Below are 18,325 nucleotides of genomic sequence, written 5' to 3'. Positions count from 1 at the left end.
CCCCACCCCGCTCGCGCTTCGCGCGATCGACCCTCCCCCTCCAGGGGAGGGTAAGAACAGCGCTACTTCGCCGTCTCGATGCCGGCGTCCTTGATCACCTTCGCCCACTTCTTGGTCTCGTCGGCGATGAAGCTGCGAAAATGCTCGGGCTCATCGCCGATCAGCGTCGCGCCTTGGGCGGCGAGCTTCTCCTTCACCGCCGGATCTGCCATCGCCCTCGTTGCCAGGCCATGCAGCGCGGCGATGATCTCCTTCGGCGTACCCTTCGGCGCGACCATGCCATACCAGTTCTCGATGCGCAGCTGCGGCAGGCCCGCTTCGGCGGTGGTCGGCACCTCCGGCGCGGTCGGTGCACGCTCGGCCGAGCCGACCGCGATCGGCCGCAACGCGCCGGCCTTCACCTGCGGCAGCAGCACCGGCAGGTCGAGGAACGTCATCTGGACCTGCTGGCCCAACAGGTCGTTCACCGCCGGCGCGGCGCCGCGATAGGGCACGTGCACGATGTCGATCTTCGCCGTCAGCTTGAACAATTCGCCGGCGAGATGCGGCAGGCTGCCGGGGCCGGAGGAGGCGAAGTTGAGCTTTCCCGGCTGCGCCTTGGCGAGCGCAATCAGCTCGCCGATATCCTTTGCGGGGACGTTGGTCGCGACCACGAGCATTTCCGGCACGGTCGCGACCAGCGTCACCGGCGTGAGATCGGTCAGCGTGTCATAGGCCACCTTCTCCATGCTCGGGCTGATTGCGAGTGCGCCGGCTGAGGAGATCGCGATGGTGTAGCCGTCGGGCGCGGCCTTGGAGACGGCATCCGTGCCGAGCACGCCGCCCTGGCCGCCACGATTGTCGATCACCACCGGCTGTCCTGAAAGCTCGGACATGCGCTGGCCGATCACCCGCGCGATGATGTCGTTGGGCCCGCCGGCCGGGAACGGCACGATCAGCTTGATCGGCTTGGCCGGGAAATTCTGCGCTGATGCCAATGACGGCAGCAGCAGGAACAATCCCAAGAACAATTCAACGAGCAGCCTGCGTGAGACGGTCATGCAAGCCCTCCGCTCGCGTTGTTATTGGTTCAAAAGCTTGAGTGCTTCTTCGTGAACCCTGGGGTCGCCGGCCGCGATGATACGGCCGCCCCCCTGGGCCGGCTTGCCTTCCCAGGTGGTGACGACGCCGCCGGCGCCTGTCACGATCGGGATCAGCGCCGCGATATCGTAGGGTTTCAGCTCGGTCTCGACCACGAGGTCGACATGGCCGGCGGCGAGCATGCAATAGGAATAGCAGTCGCCGCCATAGCGCGACAGCCGCGCGCCCTGCTCGATGCGGCCGAAGATGGCGCGGTCGCTCTCGTTCATCAGCAGCGGGCTTGTGGTGTAGGTCGTGGCTTCCGACAGCGAGGCGCAGCGCCGGACCTGGAGCCGGCGTTCGCCGGAGGGGCCCTTGTAATTGGCCGAGCCGTTGTCGCCGGAGAAGCGTTCGCCGATGAAGGGCTGGTGCATCATGCCGAACACCGGCGCGCCCTTGTGCAGCAGCGCGATCAGGGTGCCCCAGATCGGAAAGCCGCCGATGAAGGATTTGGTGCCGTCGATGGGATCGAGCACCCAGACATAGTCGGCGTCGTCGCGCTCATTGCCGAACTCCTCGCCGACGATGCCGTGCTGGGGGAAGCTGGCCTTGATCAGCCGCCGCATCACGGCCTCCGCGGCGCGGTCGGCCTCCGTCACGGGATCGAAATCCTTGGTCTTGCTCTTGTCGTCGACCGACAGCGAGGTGCGGAAGAACGGCAGGATGGTTTCGCCGGAGACGGTGGCGAGCCGTCCGATGAAGGCGGAGAAGTCGATCACCGTCACGGCGTGTCCTCAAAAGCGAAAGTCGGATGAAGCTCGCTTCTGCCTAGCTCAAATCGGCAGAATCTTGCAGCGCTGTCTTGATTTGCTCCCTGGTATTTTGAATGCCGCAACCGGCTGCCTCATCTCAGTCATCTCCTGGCCAAATATCGATCACAGTGTTGAAAACTTAGTTCCGACCATGCCTCGTTTGTATGCAAACACTTATCAACCCATTGAATTTCCTTATCAAAGAAACTGAATCTGGGTTTCCATGGAAGCAATTGAGCCATGTCCTAATGCATGGGAAATGACTGAAAAGCCCTTGCACTTTGTGCGGCGCGGTCGCATATTGTTGCGGTGCGGTAGCGCTTGGCGTTACCGCTGCCCTCCTTGGGCGTTTCCTCCCTAGACTTGGGCCGCTTCTTCATCAGAAGCGGCCCTTTTTTCTTTGGGCCTCCGTTTTCATTTCAGGGCGCGCAAACTTGCGAAGCGAAAACGCGTTCGCGCCGTTGGCGCGCGGCACTGTCGTCCGAGAGTAAGAGGCGGCTATTCCGCTGCGGCCTGGAACGAGCCGAGATCGCCGAACGGGATCGTGGTCGCCAGCACGTCGGCGAGGATGCCGAAGTCGCTTGCGACTTGCGCAAAGCGCGGACTGCGCTCGCGCCGCCGTTCGTCCATGTAGATCGCGCGATTGAGCTCGAGCTGCACCGCGTGCAGGCCGCTCGCGGGATTGCCGTAATGCTCGGTGATGAAGCCTCCGGCATAGGGCTTATTGCGGCCGATCGAATAGCCGAGCCCCGTCATGGTCTCCTCGACGCGGTCGGGAAGCAGCGGCGTACAGCTCGTGCCGTAGCGGTCGCCGATTACGATATCGGGCCGGCGGGGCTCGTCTCTGCTGACGCCGACCGAGGGCATCGAGTGGCAGTCGACCAGCACCACGGTGCCGAACAGCTGGTGCACCTTGTTGATCAGTCGGCGCAGCGCGCGGTGGTAGGGCTTGTACAGCGTCTCGATCCGCCCCAGCGCGTCGTCGACCAGGATGCGGTCGCGATAGATTTCCTGTCCGTCACCGACCACGCGCGGAATAGTGCCGAGACCGCCGGCGACCCGCATCGAGCGGGTATTGGCAAAGCTCGGCAGGCGGCCGGTGAACATGCGGGGATCGAGCTCATAGGGCTCGCGGTTGACGTCGACATAGGAGCGGGGAAAATTGACTCGCACGGTCGGAAAGCCGCGATCGCTCAAATGGCCGATCAGCTCGTCCATGAAGGAATCTTCGGACCGCCGCAGCGCCGGCAGGTCGATCTTGGATGCGCTGAGGAATTCGTCCGGATAGGTCGAGCCGGAATGGGGCGAGTTGAAGATGACCGGGGCACGCCATTGCGCGGGCTCCACGATCTCGAAGGCTGGCGACGTCTCGCCGTCAAACCGGGTCATCTTCTCAGGCTTCGTCCCTTCGCGCCGGGATCTGGCATGGTCCAGATCGCATTGATTCGGCCGATCGAGCGGCTCTTATGTGACGTCATTGTCCGGAATCGCAACCATTCTGCCAAGCGAAAAGATGTGATGGGCACTGGAACACGTCTTAACCCTGCGGGCAGCGAGGTGGGGATCTCCGTGCGCGGCTCGATTGATTCGAGCTGCGTTCAGGTTCACAAAGGGCCGGCAGCAGCAGCCGTCTCAGGGTTAAGATTTTCACCCCAAATTTACCCTCTGTCGGGCTTAGTGACCTCTGCTGATATCCTCTGGGGATTCGACGTTTCCTGCCATGCCAAAGATCCTGCTCGCCGAAGACGACAACGACATGCGCCGCTTCCTGGTCAAGGCGCTGGAAAACGCCGGTTTTCAGGTCTCGTCCCACGACAACGGCATGGCCGCCTATCAGCGGTTGCGGGAAGAGCCGTTCGAGATGCTGCTGACCGACATCGTGATGCCGGAGATGGACGGCATCGAGCTCGCCCGCCGCGCCTCGGAACTCGACCCCGACATCAAGATCATGTTCATCACCGGCTTCGCCGCGGTGGCCCTGAACTCGGATTCGGACGCTCCCAAGAACGCCAAGGTGCTGTCCAAGCCCGTCCATCTGCGCGAATTGGTCAGCGAAGTGAACAAGATGCTGGCGGCCTGAATCGGCCCCCTTCCGTCCTTGCGCCGGCTCCCCTGAGCCGTTATAGGGACCCCACCCGATCTAGACGACCTCTAGGGCACGTAGCTCAGCGGGAGAGCACTACCTTGACATGGTAGGGGTCACAGGTTCGATCCCTGTCGTGCCCACCATCTGCGTAAGAATTTGATCTAACGTAGATTTCCGTCGTTTCGTTCGGTCCTCCGAAGATCCTCGACATCTCTGCTGGTCCCAAATTGGTCCCACTCAGCAGGAGATGTTTGGATGGCAACCATCCGCAAGCGCAGAGGCAAATGGCAGGTGCGTGTTCGCCGCGACGGCGTGGCCCTGACCAAAACCTTCACCGTCAAACAAGACGCCCAAACATGGGCGCGGCAGACAGAGGCGAAGGCAGAGCGGCGAGAGCTGCCTCCCGACATCAAGAAGCTTGCACAAATCACCTTGGCTGATTTGGTCACGCGGTACAGGGACGAGGTTACAGTCCGCAAGAAGGGCGCGGAAATGGAGACCACGATCCTCGATGCTTTTCTGCGTCACCCAATTTGCAAGAAGCGGCTTTGCGACCTAACGACGGCAGACTTTGCGCGGTATCGCGATGAGCGATTGAAGGTGGTCAAGAACAACACACTTCGGCGACAGCTCAACCCTGTACAGAATATGTTCAATATCGCTCGCAAGGAATGGGAGGTTCCGATGCCGAGCAACCCGGTCGCCGCGCTGAACCTCAAGAACGAGGATGACGAGCGTGAGCGCCGGATCGATGACGATGAATGGGACCGCCTGATTGAAGCTGTGGGGGCTGCTCGCAACCCGCTGATCGAGCCGATGATGAGGCTCGGCAAGGAAACCGGCATGCGTCGGAGCGAGATGCTGCGTATCGTCGTCAAGCATGTCAGCACCAATAGGCGGGAGCTGTACGTGCCACCGGGTAAGAACAACAAAGCTCGTACCATCGTTCTCACGCAGGCCGCCGTCATCATTCTCGCCAAGTTGATGGAACAAGCAGGTCAGGACGGACGCCTGTTTCCCATCTCAAAGGAAGCCGCAAAGTGTGCATGGCGTCGGATCAGGACGCGAGCGGGTCTCGACGGTCAGAACCTGCGCTTTCATGACCTGAGGCATGAGGCCATCAGCCGGTTCTTTGAAATGGGCCTCACCCTGCCAGAAGTCGCCAGCCAGAGCGGGCACAAGGACGCGAGGATGTTGCTGCGTTACGGCCATGCGATGAGGTCGAAGATCAAAACGAAATTGGACGAGCAGGGGCAGGCATAGGCTCGAAAATCGCAGCGTGGGACGAGGGGAGGGTGCCGTCTAGCTACTGAGTGGACCAAGCTCCTCATGCTGCCAATGAAGCGTTGCGAACAAAGCGCCCCGGATTGCCCCGGCCCTTCCCGGCCACGAACGTGAAGGCGGTGTCTTCCATTGCCTTTACGACCAGAGGGTTTGAGAGATACCGGAGTTTGTTGTTCTGGAACGAAATTCCAGTCAACTTCTTAAGCTCGACGGTCGTTATTTCCAGCGCATCCGTGCTGTACAGAAGCGACAGTAGCCCCTTTACGCCTCCATCCTTTCTGGTCTCCGGCTTGCTTTGGCTGAGTAGCTTGGCACCCGGAAACACTCTGTCCTTGTGTTCTATGAGCCGATCAAACTCCGCCGTAACGTAGAGACGCTGTTCGCCGCAGACACCATTGCCGTCGATGTTTCTCGCATTACCTCGCATAGCGAGTTGCTTCATGTGCCGACACAGATGACCCTCCCGTATCCAGCGTAGCTGGCTGGTTCTTGGGTTAGGGGTTTGAAAGGGGGCGAGGGCAGATGCAGTCGCTTGCTCCTCCTTCAGTCCCAAGCTGGTGCCGACCATCGCTCGCTTGGGTACGTGAAATTCACCGAACAGGAACACGGCGGTCGCATCTTTCCAGCGGTTCGAACCGATCCCCGACCCCCAATGGATGAAGCACACCTTTCGCCCATCGAGGTCAAACGGATTGGAAGAGTCCCGTTGAGCGTTCGGAAGGTATTCGTGGTCCAACAGCCCTTTATGGACAACGGCCAACACTCTCTCGCCGGGCTGGCTGTTCTGACTGATGGTTTCCATGATCCACCGCGCATACGGCTTCGCTAGTTTTGCTTGCTTGATGATCTCACTGACGGTGTATCCCTTGGGGATATCCGGCTCGATGTGGGTGATCGTAAGCTTGCTGAAATCGACCCGTGGCACCTCCACATGCTTACGGTTGTTGACCAGTAGTGAGACACCATCGATGTCTGCTGTAGCATCGAGGAGTATGGTGCCCGGTCTGAGCGGCATGTTCATCTCATAACCGACGAACCGCGCTCCCTTTCCATACTCGTCATAGCGGGACAGGAAGGCGAAGCCCTTAGCCAGCGCTCGTCCGAAACCGAAGACATGCTTCACCTGGTCGTCAGATGACGCAATGTAATCGTTGGCCTGTTCGGAGTTGAACCAACTCAGGTCGATCTTCCCGGCTTGCAGTATCTCATCGAACGAAGCTTTGCTGGTCGCAGATTGCCACAGCGCCTCAAGGTGGTTGTGCAACTTGGTCAATTGAGGAACATGTTCCAGATCCGATGTGTGCTTCTCCGCCAACTTGTCCCGGACTGATTTGATCAGCCCGGTATCTACGTCGAAGATGGTAACGTCAGCCGCCTTTTCATCGACGAATGTGAGCTTGCGAGGCTTCCCTCGATACACTGTCGCTTTCTCGGCTCGCGACCCCATGTAGAACCGGTGGGTGGCAATGACAGCAGGGTAGTCGGCGAGATCATCGACCGAAAAACGGTGTTCGGGAACAAACCCGTATTGATGTTCGATGGTGTCTCGCGAGGTCCGGCTATCATGGGCACTGGTCCAGATAGCGACGTTCGCCTTTCCGAGAAGGGCTGACATCTCTCGGTACATGTCGTCCGCTTGCTGGATCGTCTCGACAAGGAAGAGAACCGAGCCTTCGGGACGGAGCTCGATGAAAGCCTTGGCGAAAGCCTGCGTATAACTGGACTTGCCGCTCCCTGTCGGGGCCGACACGACCCTGTATTGAGCGACCCCGCGATCACTGTCCTCGATTGCTAAGAGGCCAGCCGTGAAAATGGACTGCGAGACCTCCCTGTCAAACTTCGTGATCTCGCGATTGCGAAGCCTCGCCTGCTTCTGAATGGCCGCTTCGTATGCGTTCTCTAACGCTTTCAGCATTGGTTCTCCCGGAACCAGCAGCTTGGCCATAAGCCAGACTGGTGAGGGTGACGAGTGGGTTGCAGGATGGAGAAGGGGCGAGGTCGAAAACTCCTCACCGTGCTAAAGAAGATCAGCATGTTGAGGGGGTTTAGGTGAGGACCAAGCATCTCACTCCACCTCCCCAAGCGCCTCGTAGAAGGCCAGCTGTTCCTTGCGCTGCTCCTCCTCCTCCCGCCGTTCAAGCTGCGCCACCCGCACTCCAGCGGGGCCGAACAGTTTCACCAGAAGGGCGCTCAGATACTCAACGGTTCTCGGCTCCAACTCCTTCATGGCTCGTCGCTCACGACCATCGCTGGCCCCGCTCCAGCGGGAGAAGCTGGTGCTGGAGAGGGTTCGAACCCGTCTGACAAGTTGGGTTCGGAAGCCCATCTCGTTCCTGAACAGGCGAGGATCGTTCGCCTGGAGGAGGTACATGGCGATGACGGTGACCGCGACATCTCGGCCTGACACGGTGTCGGCCAGTCGCACCAGTTCCTTCGTTCCCGCTCGGACATAGCGGTAGATCGTCGTAGGAAGCTCTGCTCGCCATTTGCTGGTCACTATGTCCCATCGTTGGTCAAGGACAGACCAGAGCTTGGCATCGGGCTGCTTCGCGATTCTGGCCTGAACCTTCTCGATGAACGGTTTCAGATCGCTCTTGCTGATGGTCCGCTGTTCTTCATGGCCGTGACGGCGTTTGCGAGATCGATGTTTGGAGCAGAGGAGTGAGTGACCGGCGCGAGCGTTCGCGCAGCCGTTCACGCGGCAGCGTGGTTTCATTGCAGACCTTAGTTCTGGTTTCTGCGGCCATACCCCAACAGACAGACACAAACTGCTGTGGTCAGGCGCAACGCGACCAAGACAAACTCGGATCGAGCAAGCTCAGCGCGGGAAATGTTCTCAAGCGGCTTATAGTAACAGCAGGCCCGTCTGTCTATAAGTAATTGAAATTGCTGAGATACTTCCACATGTGGATAGGTCGATGGGTTTTCATCAATGGAAAGATAGGGTTAGACTGATCGGGAAATCACGTCGCGTCTGTCGATCAAAAAGACGCATGCGCCCTGATCCGCGATCTCGCTACCGACAAGGCCAAGCGCGAACTGTTTGACCGCCTCGCTGATCGCCTCACGGCGCTTGCAGACCAAGTCGAGCAAGAAATGCTGGAGCGGAAGAAGGCTGGCGGTTGAAACGGATGCGAAACTGATCAGATTATCGATGTAAGCGCTCGCGACCTTACGCGCCGAAGACCGCTCGCCCAGCAACTGTGCCAACAAAAACAACAACAGCCGCGACGTATCCAATCGCCTTCAACGGATGCTCCTTCCCCTCCTTTAGGAACCACTGCGTTCTTCCGACTATCCACGTCAAGGGCGTCAAGAGGCGGACGATCAGGATGCCGAGCGCGAACAGCGGCAACCAGACAAAAACTGCCATCGCAGGCCATGCGTATTCCAACGCAAAGGAGAAGAGCGAATGGAAGAAGAGGCGAAGCATAAACGCCCAATGAGAGAAGTCGAAGTGTAGCTGATAGAGCGGTATAAATAATGTCCGCAGCGTATTAGCTCCAAGCACGATTGCTGCCCCACTCACAGTACCGAGCGCGAGCCCCACCACGGGTTTCGTGCCGCTTCGGGTCAGCAAAGGCCTGATCACAAAGAGGGACAGGTAATCTGAGAAGACGTTGAAGAGCAGGTTGAAGAACTCAACGGCGACAAGGTAGCGGCTGACCGGCGGTAGCGACACGAACTCAAAGAGATAGATCGCAAAAACTACGGTCGTAAATAGAAACGACCGGAAGAATGCCCGCCAACTCAACAGCGGATACGTGTATATTCGATCAAATACTTCGACCAACGCTGACGCGACTTGCTCGTTCTTGTAGTCTTTGAACCTCATGGTTCGCGCCAGCGCGGCCTTCGCTTCATCCGATGCGTTTTCGTCCAACCAGTGAAACAATCCGTATGCCAACGAGGCATATCCGACCGACGCGACGTAGGGATCGCCAAGATACTCCGCGAACTTCTTTACCAACTCCTCCATCGCCCCGGTGCTCCGCCGTTCTGGGCGAGCATACCATAATGAGCCGTGTTCGAGGACTAAGCGGGCATCCACAGTTATGGCGCTTGCAGCTACGCCCTCGCCGCGCGGTCTCAACTCCTCCAGAAGGCCTTGAACCGGGTCGGTGATAGCTCGGTGTACCTCACGGTGTGCTGAATGTTGCGATGCCCCAGATAGGCTTGCAGCGCCCGCGTATCGTGCCCTTTGTTGGCGAGGGCGAACCCGCAGGCGTGGCGCAGCATGTGGGGGTGGACCTTGAAGGGTATCCCGGCCTCGATGCCCGCTCGCTCCATCATGCGAGCAAACCCGGCAGTGGTGAAGGGGCCAGCCCGCTCGCTGGTGAACACGAAGGGCGACTTCGGCTCCTGCTCCCGCTGCAAGCGGCGTAAGGCCCGCAGTTCGTCACCCACAATGGGATGGGTGCTGGGAGTGCCCTGCTTGACCCTGCGGACGTGCAGGGTGGCGCTGGTGAAGTCGATCTGATCCCAGCGCAGGTCCACCAGTTCGGACACCCGCAGGCCGTGCCGCCACGCGACCAGGATCATGGTACTGTCGCGGTGACCCCAGCGGTTCTGCTTCGCCGCCTGGAGGAGATGGTCAACCTCAGTCTCGGTCAGGTGTTCGCGACTGCGCAATTCGGCGTTGGGACGGCGCTTGGGCGTGACTGTTCGTTTTTCGGTGGCTGGCGTGACGAGCTTGAGATGCGATTTCGCCATGATTTCCTGCGCCCCTGTTGGAAAGACTGTTCGTATAATGGTCATAATACGAATAGTTTGCAAGGCCTCGTTTTTTACGGATGCGTGCCGTGCCGAGCCGAGCCGAGCGTCAAAGCGTCACCGCAGCCCAGAACCTTTGCCCGGTAGCTTGACCGCTTGACATGCTCGACATCCGAGATGAGGTACGGGGGGAAGCCGCCAGCCCACGATGAGCGCACCCCTCACAGATTTTTGCTGTATTTCGAAAACGGCGAGGAGTGAGCCCATACGGTTTGATCAGCAAAGGAGCAGGAAGCGAGATGTCCGACGAAGACGATGACCGTAGCCTTGCGGAGATCATCGAGACGAATATTCGCCCTTGGAATGGGTTCTGGGCTTGGAAGGACAAGCCAATAGGCGAGGTGGGTGCAGCTCGCGAAATACTGGGGCGGGCGGGTTTGGAGGTCCGTGATCTTGTCTCTCGCGGGAAAGATGATCCACCGGATTGTGAGGGCGACATCGACGGTCGCCGAGCTGCGGTTGAAGTTACAGAGCTCGTCCATGAGCCGACATTGAAGCGCTCCCTAAAGGCGCTGAAGCAACGGGCTGCGGGAACGGAGCCGGGCAAGCCGGAGGCTTACTTTGTCTGGCAACAGACTGATCTTGTCCAAGCTCTCCAGCGGCGGATCGATCAGAAAGATCAAGCCAAACTGAAAGGCGGACCCTACGAGCGATATATCCTGGTCATACCCACCGACGAGATGTTCTTGGACGCTTCGAAGGTTGAAAAGTGGCTCGCAGGAGCAACCTTCCGAAGCAAACAGATTACGGATGTCTTGCTCGGTTTGGCTCACGAACCAGAGCGCGGGGGATGCCCTGTGTTCGCACTTACCCTCTGCCGGGAGAGGTGATGGCACCCCATGGAGGTCGCTGGGGCCATGCAAGGCGAAGGGACCACCTGTCCGAGCCCTTGCTGTGCGTATCGAACCAGAAGTAGTGGCGCTCGGAAGCCGATTTGGGATAAGTCTTGCGCACAAGAATACTGGGGGGCCGATGAGCAAGCAGCCGAGTACAACAGCAGCGTCCACCACAGGCGCGGGTTCAAGCACACCTTCGCGAGCGCCTGAGCCGACTGTTGACCGCATAGAGGAGCTCGCTGGCAGGATACTTCGGGGCGACATCCTCCTCCCGAAGTTTCAACGGGATTTTGTTTGGGAAAAGCACCAGATAATCGATCTGCTCGACAGCATAGCTAACAACTATCCTATCGGCAGCGTATTGCTGTGGCGCAGTCGCGAGGTGCTGCGCAGTGAACGCAACATCGCTGACTTAGAGATTGCTCCTACCCAACAAGACTACCCCGTGAACTACTTGCTGGATGGGCAACAACGCTTATCGACCATCTGCGGTGCACTGTACTGGCAAGGCAAAGAACCGGACAGCCGTTGGAACTTGGCTTACGACTTGAGAACAAGGGCATTTCTGCATCTCAACACGCTTGATGATCCGCCTCTCCATCAGGTTCGCCTGAATAAGATAAGGGACCCGTCCGCGTACTTTCAGCACGTATCGAGCTTACAGACCCTCACCGGCACGGATGTGGCCGCACTCGAAGCTCATGCAAAAGAGCTCTTTGATCGGTTCAAGGACTACAAGGTCGCGACCGTTACTTTGCACGAAATGTCAATCCAAGCGGTCGCACCTATCTTCGAGCGGATAAATAGCCGGGGAACGCCCTTAACCATAGTAGATCTGATGCGAGCTGCGACTTGGAGTGAGAGTTTCGACCTCATGGATGCAATCGCTGACATCAGCGAGGAGCTCACGGCTAAGTTCTTCGGGGGGATCGAGCGTAAGGCGATCCTGAGAAGCATCTCCGCTGCCGCTGGGGGCGGTTTCTCGGAGGCAAGCATTGACGGATTGCGAAAGCATTCGTCAGAGCACTTGGAGGCTGCCGTCGCAGCCGCAAAGGACGCATACAGCCGTGCCGTCGATTTCATGGCGACTGAGCTGCACATTCCGTCCGACAAGCAGGTTCCTTACGTCAACCAAGTGGTAGTCCTCGCAGAGGTGTTTCGGTTGGTGAAGCACTTCACACCTGATCAATTGGCGGCAGTGCGCCAGTGGTTTTGGCGTACCGCCATTGCTGGTTACTTCGGCGGGTGGAACACTGGAAACATGGGGTCGGATCAGAAAGCCGTACAAAACTTCGCGGGTGGGCAATCGGCTGAGATCGACACCCAAGTACAAAATCCCGGATCGAGCGTCTGGATCACTCAGCAATTCAGATCAAATGCGGCGCATTCGAAAATACTGATCCTCTTGCTTGCCTTTCGTCGGCCCCACGATCTGCTAACCTCCCAGAAAATTGATACAGGCGACGCGCTTTTTCACGGCAACACAAAGGAATTTCATCATTTCTTTCCGCGCGACTACCTCAAGAGCAGAGGTGTCTCCGTGAGGAAGGCCAACGTGTTGGCAAACTTTGTGATGCTGACGGCTGCCAGCAACAAGAGAATTACAAATCGGGCGCCATCGGATTACCTGAAGGAGGTCGCAAACGCTCTTGGGCCCAAGTTAGATGAGGTGCTGGCCTCAAACTTGATTACGCCTGAAGCCTTCAAGGCTGCGCTGGCAGACGATTACGACGGCTTCCTTACGGAACGGGCGAAGGCAATTGAAGCGATGGTCTCGAAACTGACCGGCTGGCCGGCATAGCCACGCGGGTGCAATACTGGTCCCAAATTGGTCCCACTTGACTGCTCAGTGCGGGGGGCTTGCTTACGATCATCCTAACCGTTAGGGTCCGCTAACTGGTTAGAGATGTTCGAGTTTTCGGGCACCACGCTCAGCATAAGAGCACTGGAGAGCATTGACATGGTAGGGGTCACAGGTTCGATCCCTGTCGTGCCCACCACGCTTCGCCTTCGGCTTCGCCGTGGCACAGCCAAGATCCATAGGGCGAAGCGTGTCCGGCGTAGCTCGAAGAGCGTAGACGGACTGAGGCGCCTAGCTCCGCTACCTTGGAACACCCCTACACCATTCGGCATTGGCTCGCCATGCCCAAGATTTCCGGGAAAGCCTCTAGCAAGCCCTTCAAGCGCGGCGACCACGTCAGCTGGAATTCCGAGGCCGGGCGCGTGCGCGGCCATATCCTGCGCGTGCACACGGAGGACGTCGACTACAAGGGCTACGTCCACCACGCCACGCCGGACGACCCGCAATACGAGATCAAGAGCAACAAGACCGACCACGTCGCCCTGCACAAGGGAAAGGCGTTGCGATTGTTGCGGAGCTGACGAACGTCAGGTGAGCAAGCCATCCCATGGCTCATCCCTTCTTCACCATCGGCCATGCCACGCGTGCGATCGAGGAGTTCATCGAGTTGTTGCAGGGCAGCTCGATCACATATCTGGCCGACGTTCGCACCGTGCCCCGCTCGCGCACCAATCCGCAGTATAATCGCGACACGCTGCCGCAGTCGCTCGCGGCCGTTTCGATCGGCTACGAGCATATCGCCTCGCTCGGCGGCCTGCGCAGCCGCAAGCGCGAGGTGCCGCGCGAGACCAATGCCTTCTGGCAGAACGGCAGCTTTCACAATTATGCCGACCACGCCATGAGCGCGGCCTTTCACGAAGGTCTCGCTCATTTGCGCGATCTCGGGCAGACGCAGCGCTGCGCCATCATGTGCGCGGAAACATTGTGGTGGCGATGTCACCGCCGCATCATCACTGATTATCTGCTCGGCGCCGGCGAGACCGTGTTTCACATTCTGGGACCAGGGCAGGTCAAACAGGCCGAGATGAATCCGGCGGCGCGCGTCATGGCTGACGGCCGTTTGGTTTATCCTGCGCAAAGTTAGCCAATCGTCGCTATCGCGGCTATGCTTGCCGCAGTCGTCGATCTTCTGGGTGAGTTGGTGGTCGCCGCCCGTCACCCATAGGATCTACGCTCCCCTTGATCCGCGACGGGAGTTTGCGATGAGCATATCCGTCATCGAACAGGCAAAAATCCAGGCGCAGGTGCTGGTGCCGCTGGTCAGGGCGCTCCAGGCCGAGCTCGGCGAGGCGCGCGCCAACGCGCTGGTGCGCAAGGCGCTCGGCGATCTCTATCGCGGCTTCGGCGAGGAATTCTGGAAAGCCAAGAACCTGAACGAGAACGAGGCGGACCTCGGCCAGGCGGTCGCGTCCGCCTTCAAGACCTATGCCCGCGACGACGCGCTCGCCTATGACGTCATCGAGCAGTCGAAGGACGTCTTCGCATTCGACGTGAAGCGATGCGCCTATGCCGAGTTCTACAAGGCGCTCGGCGAGCCCGAGCTCGGCTTCCTCCTGATCTGCACTGCCGACTTTGCCAGCGCGGAAGGGTTCGGCCCCGACATCAGGCTCACGCGCACGCAAACCATCATGCAAGGCGCCCCTCATTGCGACTTCCGCTACCGGCGCGATCCGGGCGGATCATCATGAGAGCGTTTGCCGCTTCAGACCTCGGTCGCGTCGCGATCAGCAGCTGACTTACCGTCCAAGCCGCCAGAACGCCGTCTGCAGCGGGAGCTGATGCTTGATCATCGTAACGCCGTCGACGACCTTCAGGCCGCGGCTCGCGCAGGCTTCCATGAATTCGGTGCGGCGGGCGGCGATGATGTCGAATACCGCGCAATCCCCCGGCAGGTTCGACGGATCCATCGGCAGCGCGTCGCTCGCGCGCAGGCCCAGCGACGTGGCGTTGACGCAGAGGCCGGCGTCGTCGAAGCGCTCCTCGAGGCTGATATCGAGATCGGGGAATTGCCCGCGCAGCTTTGCCGCGAGCAACTCGACCGGAGCGGGCACCTCGTTAAGGATGCGCAGGCGCTTCAAGCCCGCTGCGGCGAGTGCGTGGCAGATCGCGCGGCCGGCGCCGCCCGCGCCGATCACGACAGTGCGGCGCTCGGGATCGAAAATGTTGGCCTCGCGTGCGGCGTTCAGAAAACTGCCGCCATCAAAGGACTCCCCGACCAGCTTTCCGTCCGCTTCGATCCGGATCGTGTTGACCAAACCCTCGAATGTCGCGGCAGGTCCCACCTCGTCGCAGAGTTCGAACGCCGCCGGCTTGTGCGGCATGGTCAGGTTGAAGCCGGCGGTGCTCGGCGATTTCGCCAGCGTGCGGATTGTCCTGGCGAGATCGTCCGGGTGCACATCCATCGGCACCATGTGCCAGTCGAGGCCCCGCTCCTCGAAATAAGGCGTGTAGTATCTGGGCGCACCGACATGGCCGGCGGGATGGGCGAAGATGAAGACGACGCGCGAGGCGCCGGTCGGAAGCTTCATGGCGTCATCCCTTGACCGCGCCGGCGGTCAGCCCGGAGACGAGATAACGGCGCACTGCGAGCGAGAAGATCAGCACCGGCGCCATCACCAGCGAGCCGCCGGCGGCGATCTTGCCCCATTCCCAGCCCTCGTAGTTCATGAAGTTGACGACGGCGACCGGCGCGGTGCGTGCATTGGTCCGGGTCAGGATCAGCGCGAAGAAGAAATCGTTCCAGGCGTAGAGGAAGCAGAGGATCGCGGTCGCGGCGATGCCGGGCGTCACCATCGGCAGCACGATTTTTGTGAACACCGTGCGGGTCCGCGCGCCGTCGACGAGGGCGGCTTCCTCCAGCGAAACCGGTATGGTGTCGAAGAACGGCTGCATCATCCAGATCACCAGCGGCAGGTTGAAGCTGGTGTAGACCAGCACCAGGCCGGTGATGGTGTCGAGCAGCCCGATCCAGCGATAGAACAGGAAGAAGGGAATGGTGAAGGCGATCGGCGGCGCCATGCGCGTCACCAGGATCGCAAAGGAGAGCGCATGCTTGCCGCGCCCGGCCCAGCGCGACAGCGCGTAGGCCGCGGGCACGCCGAACAGCAGTGCGAGCGCGGTCGAGAGCGAGGCGCTCAAGAGGCTGTTGACGAAGGAGGCCGAGAACGCGCTGTGCCAGAGCGAGATGTAGTTTTCCAGCGTCGGCGTGAAAATCAGCGGCGGCGGGAATTGCAGGATCTGGTCGTTGGACTTGAAGCTCATCTGCAGCAGCCACAGAAACGGCGAGAGCAGGACGAGCAGCGTCATGGTGATCGCGCCCAGCCGCCCAGGCGTCGCGCGGCGTCCGGAATGGTGGCTCATGCCATCGCCTCCCGCCGGCGCCCCATCCAGACCAGCGCAAGGCTGATGCCGGCGACGAGCAGCAGCATCACGACCGTGACCGCGCTGGAATAGCCGATCTCGTTGGTGTCGAAGGCAAGGAGATACGCATAGTAGTTCGTGACTTCCGTGACCGTGCCCGGACCGCCGCTGGTCAGCAGGAAGATCAACGGAAACGCCTTCACGCTGTCGATCAGGCGGAACATGCCGGAGATGACGAGGATCGGCGTGATGAAGGGCAGGGTGACGTACCAGAAGATCTGAAGCTTGCTGGCGCCGTCGACCAGGGCGGCCTCCGAATATTCGTCGGGAATGGTCTGGAGCGCCGCCAGCACCATCAGGAAGGTGAAGGGCAGCCATTCCCAGGTGTCGGCGATGATGATGGAGGTCAGCGCGAAATCGACGCTGGACGTCAGCGCCGGCATGGTGAAATTGAGGAGCTGCGCGGCGTAATAGAGCGGGCTGATGTCGGGCGTGTAGATCAGCTTCCAGATCACCGCGACGACGATCGGCGGCAGCACCATCGGGATCAGGAAGAAGGTGCGGGCAAACTCGACGAAGCGCGACGGCACGTTGAGGAGCAGCGCGAGCAGCATGCCGAGCAGGACCTGGAACAGCACCCCCCAGCACGACAGTTTTGCCTGCACCCAGAGCGAATTGACGAAGCGGGGATCGCCGGGCAGCAGGCCGTAATTGCGCAGCGGCACGCTGAAATCGGTCGCCGAGCCCGGCGCCGTCAACTGGAACGGCGTCAGGCTGGTCACGACGAGATAGATCGCCGGAAGCACGGCGACCGCAAACAGCACGATCAGGCTCGGCGTGAGCGCGCAGGCGATGAAGCCGCGGCGCTCCGCGTCAATTCCACTCTCGCTCAAAGCCGCGTCCCGGCACGGCGGAGCGCGGCGATCGCCTGGTCCTGCGCGGCGTTCATTGCGTCCTTCGCGGGCAGCTGGCCGGTTGCGACTTGCTCGAACGCCTTGTTGAGCACGTCGCCGACGATCGGGAACTCCTTCACGGTACGATAGGCCATGTAGTTCTCGCCCTTGGCCGGCAGCTCCAGCACTTCCAGATAGAGCGCGCCCAGATCCTGGCCGTTGATCGTGTTGAGCTTGCGATAAGCTTCGCTGGTGATGATGGAGCGCCGGCAGACCGAGGAATGGCCGTGCTCCTTGACGAGCCGCATCGAGATGTCGGGGGAGAGCGCCCATTTGATGAATTCCCACGCCGCCTTCTTGTTCTTGGCGTTCTTGGGAATGCCGAGCCCCTGGCTGTTGGAGGCGGGGTGGTCATGCACCGGTCCCGCGGGCATCCGCACTACGCGCGAGGTCTCCTTCACCTTGCTCTCCTCGGACAGCAGGATCGGCGTCACCCAGGCGCTGGAATGGATGAAGATGTTGGCGCGTCCCGTGAGCACCGACTGCCGCGCCTGGTCTTCGGTGTAGGTCAACACGCCCTTCGGCGCGCTCTTCAGGAGGCTCGCATAGAATTCGATGCCCTGGATGGTCTCGGGCGTGTTCAACGCCGGCATGATGTCGGAGGGCGGCTTGCGGAAGATGTTGCCGCCGAAGCCCTGGATGTACGGCGGCAGATTCCAGTGATGCAGCTGGAACGCGGTGATGCCGCTGACGCCGTCAGTGCCGTTGATTTCGGCGCAGACCTGCTGGAGCTCGGCGAACGTCTTCGGAATCTTCAGCCCCTTCTTCTCCATCAGGTCCATGCGCGACAGCCCCATCAGCATCGCGCCGCCTTCCCAGGAATAACCGTAGGTCGCGCCCTTGGCGTCGCGGTAGGGCACCTGCGCGCCTTCGACGAAGTCCTTGGGATTCCATTCGGCCGGGGTCAGATTGGCATCGCCGGTGAACTCGTCGAGATTGGCCAGCAATCCCGCCGCGACCCAGCGCGCGGCCAGGATGAAGGTGACGTTGACGAAATCATAGGCCGAGCCGCCGGAGGACAGTTCGAGATTGGCCTGTTGATTGTAGACCGGGAAGGCCGAGAGCTGGAGATCGACCTTCATCCCGGTTCTCTCCTCGAACTCGGGGATGTATTTCTGCAGCAGCGTGAAGAAGCGGTGCTGGAACGAGGCGCCGTGCAGCGTGACGCCGGCAAACGGTTTCGTCTGCGCGATCAGCGGCGCGGGAAATGCCGTAAGCGCCGCGGTCGCGGCGCTGGCCTGCAAGAGTTTACGGCGGGTGAGCGAACTTCCGCGCGATGCGTTCTTCATCATGTCCTCCCA

At 60.2% G+C, this 18,325-nt stretch carries 20 protein-coding genes and 1 tRNA gene; 9 read left to right on the top strand and 12 right to left on the bottom strand.

The annotated features are described in order from the left end of the window. Positions 1-62: 62 nt before the first annotated feature. Together AAE027_RS26625 and hisN are read right to left on the bottom strand one after the other, a co-directional pair. Positions 63-1,040, bottom strand: coding sequence for a Bug family tripartite tricarboxylate transporter substrate binding protein (locus AAE027_RS26625; RefSeq protein WP_370986443.1), 978 nt, complete (start codon positions 1,038-1,040; stop codon positions 63-65). A gap of 21 nt (positions 1,041-1,061) precedes the next feature. Beyond that, positions 1,062-1,844: a histidinol-phosphatase gene (gene hisN, locus AAE027_RS26620; RefSeq protein ID WP_370986442.1), complete on the bottom strand. Its 783-nt coding sequence runs from the start codon at positions 1,842-1,844 to the stop codon at positions 1,062-1,064. On the opposite strand from hisN, the gene AAE027_RS26615 reads away from it, so the two are divergent. Beyond that, a complete protein-coding gene (locus AAE027_RS26615; RefSeq protein ID WP_370986441.1) occupies positions 1,816-2,082 on the top strand; it encodes a hypothetical protein in 267 nt (88 codons plus the stop codon). The genes hisN and AAE027_RS26615 overlap by 29 nt on opposite strands. Before the next feature lie 287 nt (positions 2,083-2,369). On the opposite strand, the gene AAE027_RS26610 is transcribed toward AAE027_RS26615, so the two are convergent. Then, positions 2,370-3,260: an N-formylglutamate amidohydrolase gene (locus AAE027_RS26610; protein ID WP_370986440.1), complete on the bottom strand. Its 891-nt coding sequence runs from the start codon at positions 3,258-3,260 to the stop codon at positions 2,370-2,372. Between the two features lie 331 nt (positions 3,261-3,591). On the opposite strand from AAE027_RS26610, the gene cpdR reads away from it, so the two are divergent. The 3 genes from cpdR (at position 3,592) to AAE027_RS26595 (ending at position 5,220) form a co-directional block, all read left to right on the top strand. Continuing rightward, positions 3,592-3,951, top strand: coding sequence for a cell cycle two-component system response regulator CpdR (gene cpdR, locus AAE027_RS26605; RefSeq protein ID WP_007597092.1), 360 nt, complete (start codon positions 3,592-3,594; stop codon positions 3,949-3,951). A gap of 74 nt (positions 3,952-4,025) precedes the next feature. After that, positions 4,026-4,100, top strand: a tRNA-Val gene (locus AAE027_RS26600). Between the two features lie 112 nt (positions 4,101-4,212). Continuing rightward, on the top strand, positions 4,213-5,220 hold the full coding sequence (locus tag AAE027_RS26595) for a tyrosine-type recombinase/integrase (protein ID WP_370986439.1): 1,008 nt from the start codon (positions 4,213-4,215) through the stop codon (positions 5,218-5,220). A gap of 64 nt (positions 5,221-5,284) precedes the next feature. Here the strand turns inward: AAE027_RS26595 and AAE027_RS26590 are convergent, their stop codons facing one another. From AAE027_RS26590 to AAE027_RS26570, 5 genes are all read right to left on the bottom strand, one after another. Further along, positions 5,285-7,186 carry a DEAD/DEAH box helicase family protein gene (locus AAE027_RS26590; protein WP_479714246.1) on the bottom strand — a complete coding sequence of 634 codons (1,902 nt, stop codon included), beginning with the start codon at positions 7,184-7,186 and terminating at the stop codon, positions 5,285-5,287. A 120-nt stretch (positions 7,187-7,306) separates the two neighbouring features. Then, positions 7,307-7,957, bottom strand: coding sequence for a hypothetical protein (locus tag AAE027_RS26585; protein ID WP_370986437.1), 651 nt, complete (start codon positions 7,955-7,957; stop codon positions 7,307-7,309). 230 nt (positions 7,958-8,187) lie between these two features. Further along, complete coding sequence (locus AAE027_RS26580; protein WP_370986436.1) at positions 8,188-8,463, bottom strand: hypothetical protein; 276 nt, start codon at positions 8,461-8,463, stop codon at positions 8,188-8,190. Then, entirely contained in the window at positions 8,414-9,220 is an 807-nt protein-coding gene (locus AAE027_RS26575; RefSeq protein WP_370986435.1) for a hypothetical protein, read from the bottom strand. Before AAE027_RS26575 ends, AAE027_RS26580 begins: the two co-directional genes overlap by 50 nt. Positions 9,221-9,330: 110 nt before the next feature. After that, positions 9,331-9,954: a tyrosine-type recombinase/integrase gene (locus AAE027_RS26570; RefSeq protein WP_370986434.1), complete on the bottom strand. Its 624-nt coding sequence runs from the start codon at positions 9,952-9,954 to the stop codon at positions 9,331-9,333. Positions 9,955-10,253: 299 nt separating this feature from the next. On the opposite strand from AAE027_RS26570, the gene AAE027_RS26565 reads away from it, so the two are divergent. The 5 genes from AAE027_RS26565 to AAE027_RS26545 all read left to right on the top strand — a co-directional run bounded on the left by AAE027_RS26565 (position 10,254) and on the right by AAE027_RS26545 (position 14,399). Next, positions 10,254-10,844 carry a hypothetical protein gene (locus tag AAE027_RS26565; RefSeq protein ID WP_370986433.1) on the top strand — a complete coding sequence of 197 codons (591 nt, stop codon included), beginning with the start codon at positions 10,254-10,256 and terminating at the stop codon, positions 10,842-10,844. Between the two features lie 142 nt (positions 10,845-10,986). After that, on the top strand, positions 10,987-12,651 hold the full coding sequence (locus AAE027_RS26560) for a GmrSD restriction endonuclease domain-containing protein (protein ID WP_370986432.1): 1,665 nt from the start codon (positions 10,987-10,989) through the stop codon (positions 12,649-12,651). A gap of 341 nt (positions 12,652-12,992) precedes the next feature. Then, positions 12,993-13,232, top strand: coding sequence for a hypervirulence associated TUDOR domain-containing protein (locus AAE027_RS26555; protein WP_370986431.1), 240 nt, complete (start codon positions 12,993-12,995; stop codon positions 13,230-13,232). Between the two features lie 26 nt (positions 13,233-13,258). Next, positions 13,259-13,795, top strand: coding sequence for a DUF488 domain-containing protein (locus AAE027_RS26550; protein WP_370986430.1), 537 nt, complete (start codon positions 13,259-13,261; stop codon positions 13,793-13,795). A gap of 118 nt (positions 13,796-13,913) precedes the next feature. Further along, a complete protein-coding gene (locus AAE027_RS26545) occupies positions 13,914-14,399 on the top strand; it encodes an L-2-amino-thiazoline-4-carboxylic acid hydrolase (RefSeq protein WP_370986429.1) in 486 nt (161 codons plus the stop codon). 48 nt (positions 14,400-14,447) lie between these two features. Here AAE027_RS26545 and AAE027_RS26540 read toward each other — a convergent pair whose 3' ends face one another. Genes AAE027_RS26540 through AAE027_RS26525 form a run of 4 tightly spaced genes read right to left on the bottom strand, consistent with a single transcriptional unit; the run spans position 14,448 to position 18,316 of the window. Next, complete coding sequence (locus tag AAE027_RS26540; protein ID WP_370986428.1) at positions 14,448-15,239, bottom strand: shikimate dehydrogenase family protein; 792 nt, start codon at positions 15,237-15,239, stop codon at positions 14,448-14,450. 4 nt (positions 15,240-15,243) lie between these two features. Then, complete coding sequence (locus tag AAE027_RS26535; protein WP_370986427.1) at positions 15,244-16,071, bottom strand: carbohydrate ABC transporter permease; 828 nt, start codon at positions 16,069-16,071, stop codon at positions 15,244-15,246. Continuing rightward, positions 16,068-16,964, bottom strand: coding sequence for a carbohydrate ABC transporter permease (locus AAE027_RS26530; protein WP_370986426.1), 897 nt, complete (start codon positions 16,962-16,964; stop codon positions 16,068-16,070). The genes AAE027_RS26535 and AAE027_RS26530 overlap by 4 nt, the downstream gene beginning before the upstream one ends. After that, positions 16,961-18,316 carry an ABC transporter substrate-binding protein gene (locus AAE027_RS26525; protein WP_370986425.1) on the bottom strand — a complete coding sequence of 452 codons (1,356 nt, stop codon included), beginning with the start codon at positions 18,314-18,316 and terminating at the stop codon, positions 16,961-16,963. Before AAE027_RS26525 ends, AAE027_RS26530 begins: the two co-directional genes overlap by 4 nt. Between the last annotated feature and the right edge of the window lie 9 nt (positions 18,317-18,325).

Source organism: Bradyrhizobium sp. DN3 (assembly GCF_041357655.1).
GTDB lineage: Bacteria > Pseudomonadota > Alphaproteobacteria > Rhizobiales > Xanthobacteraceae > Bradyrhizobium.
This window is presented reverse-complemented; position numbering and strand designations above follow the sequence as displayed.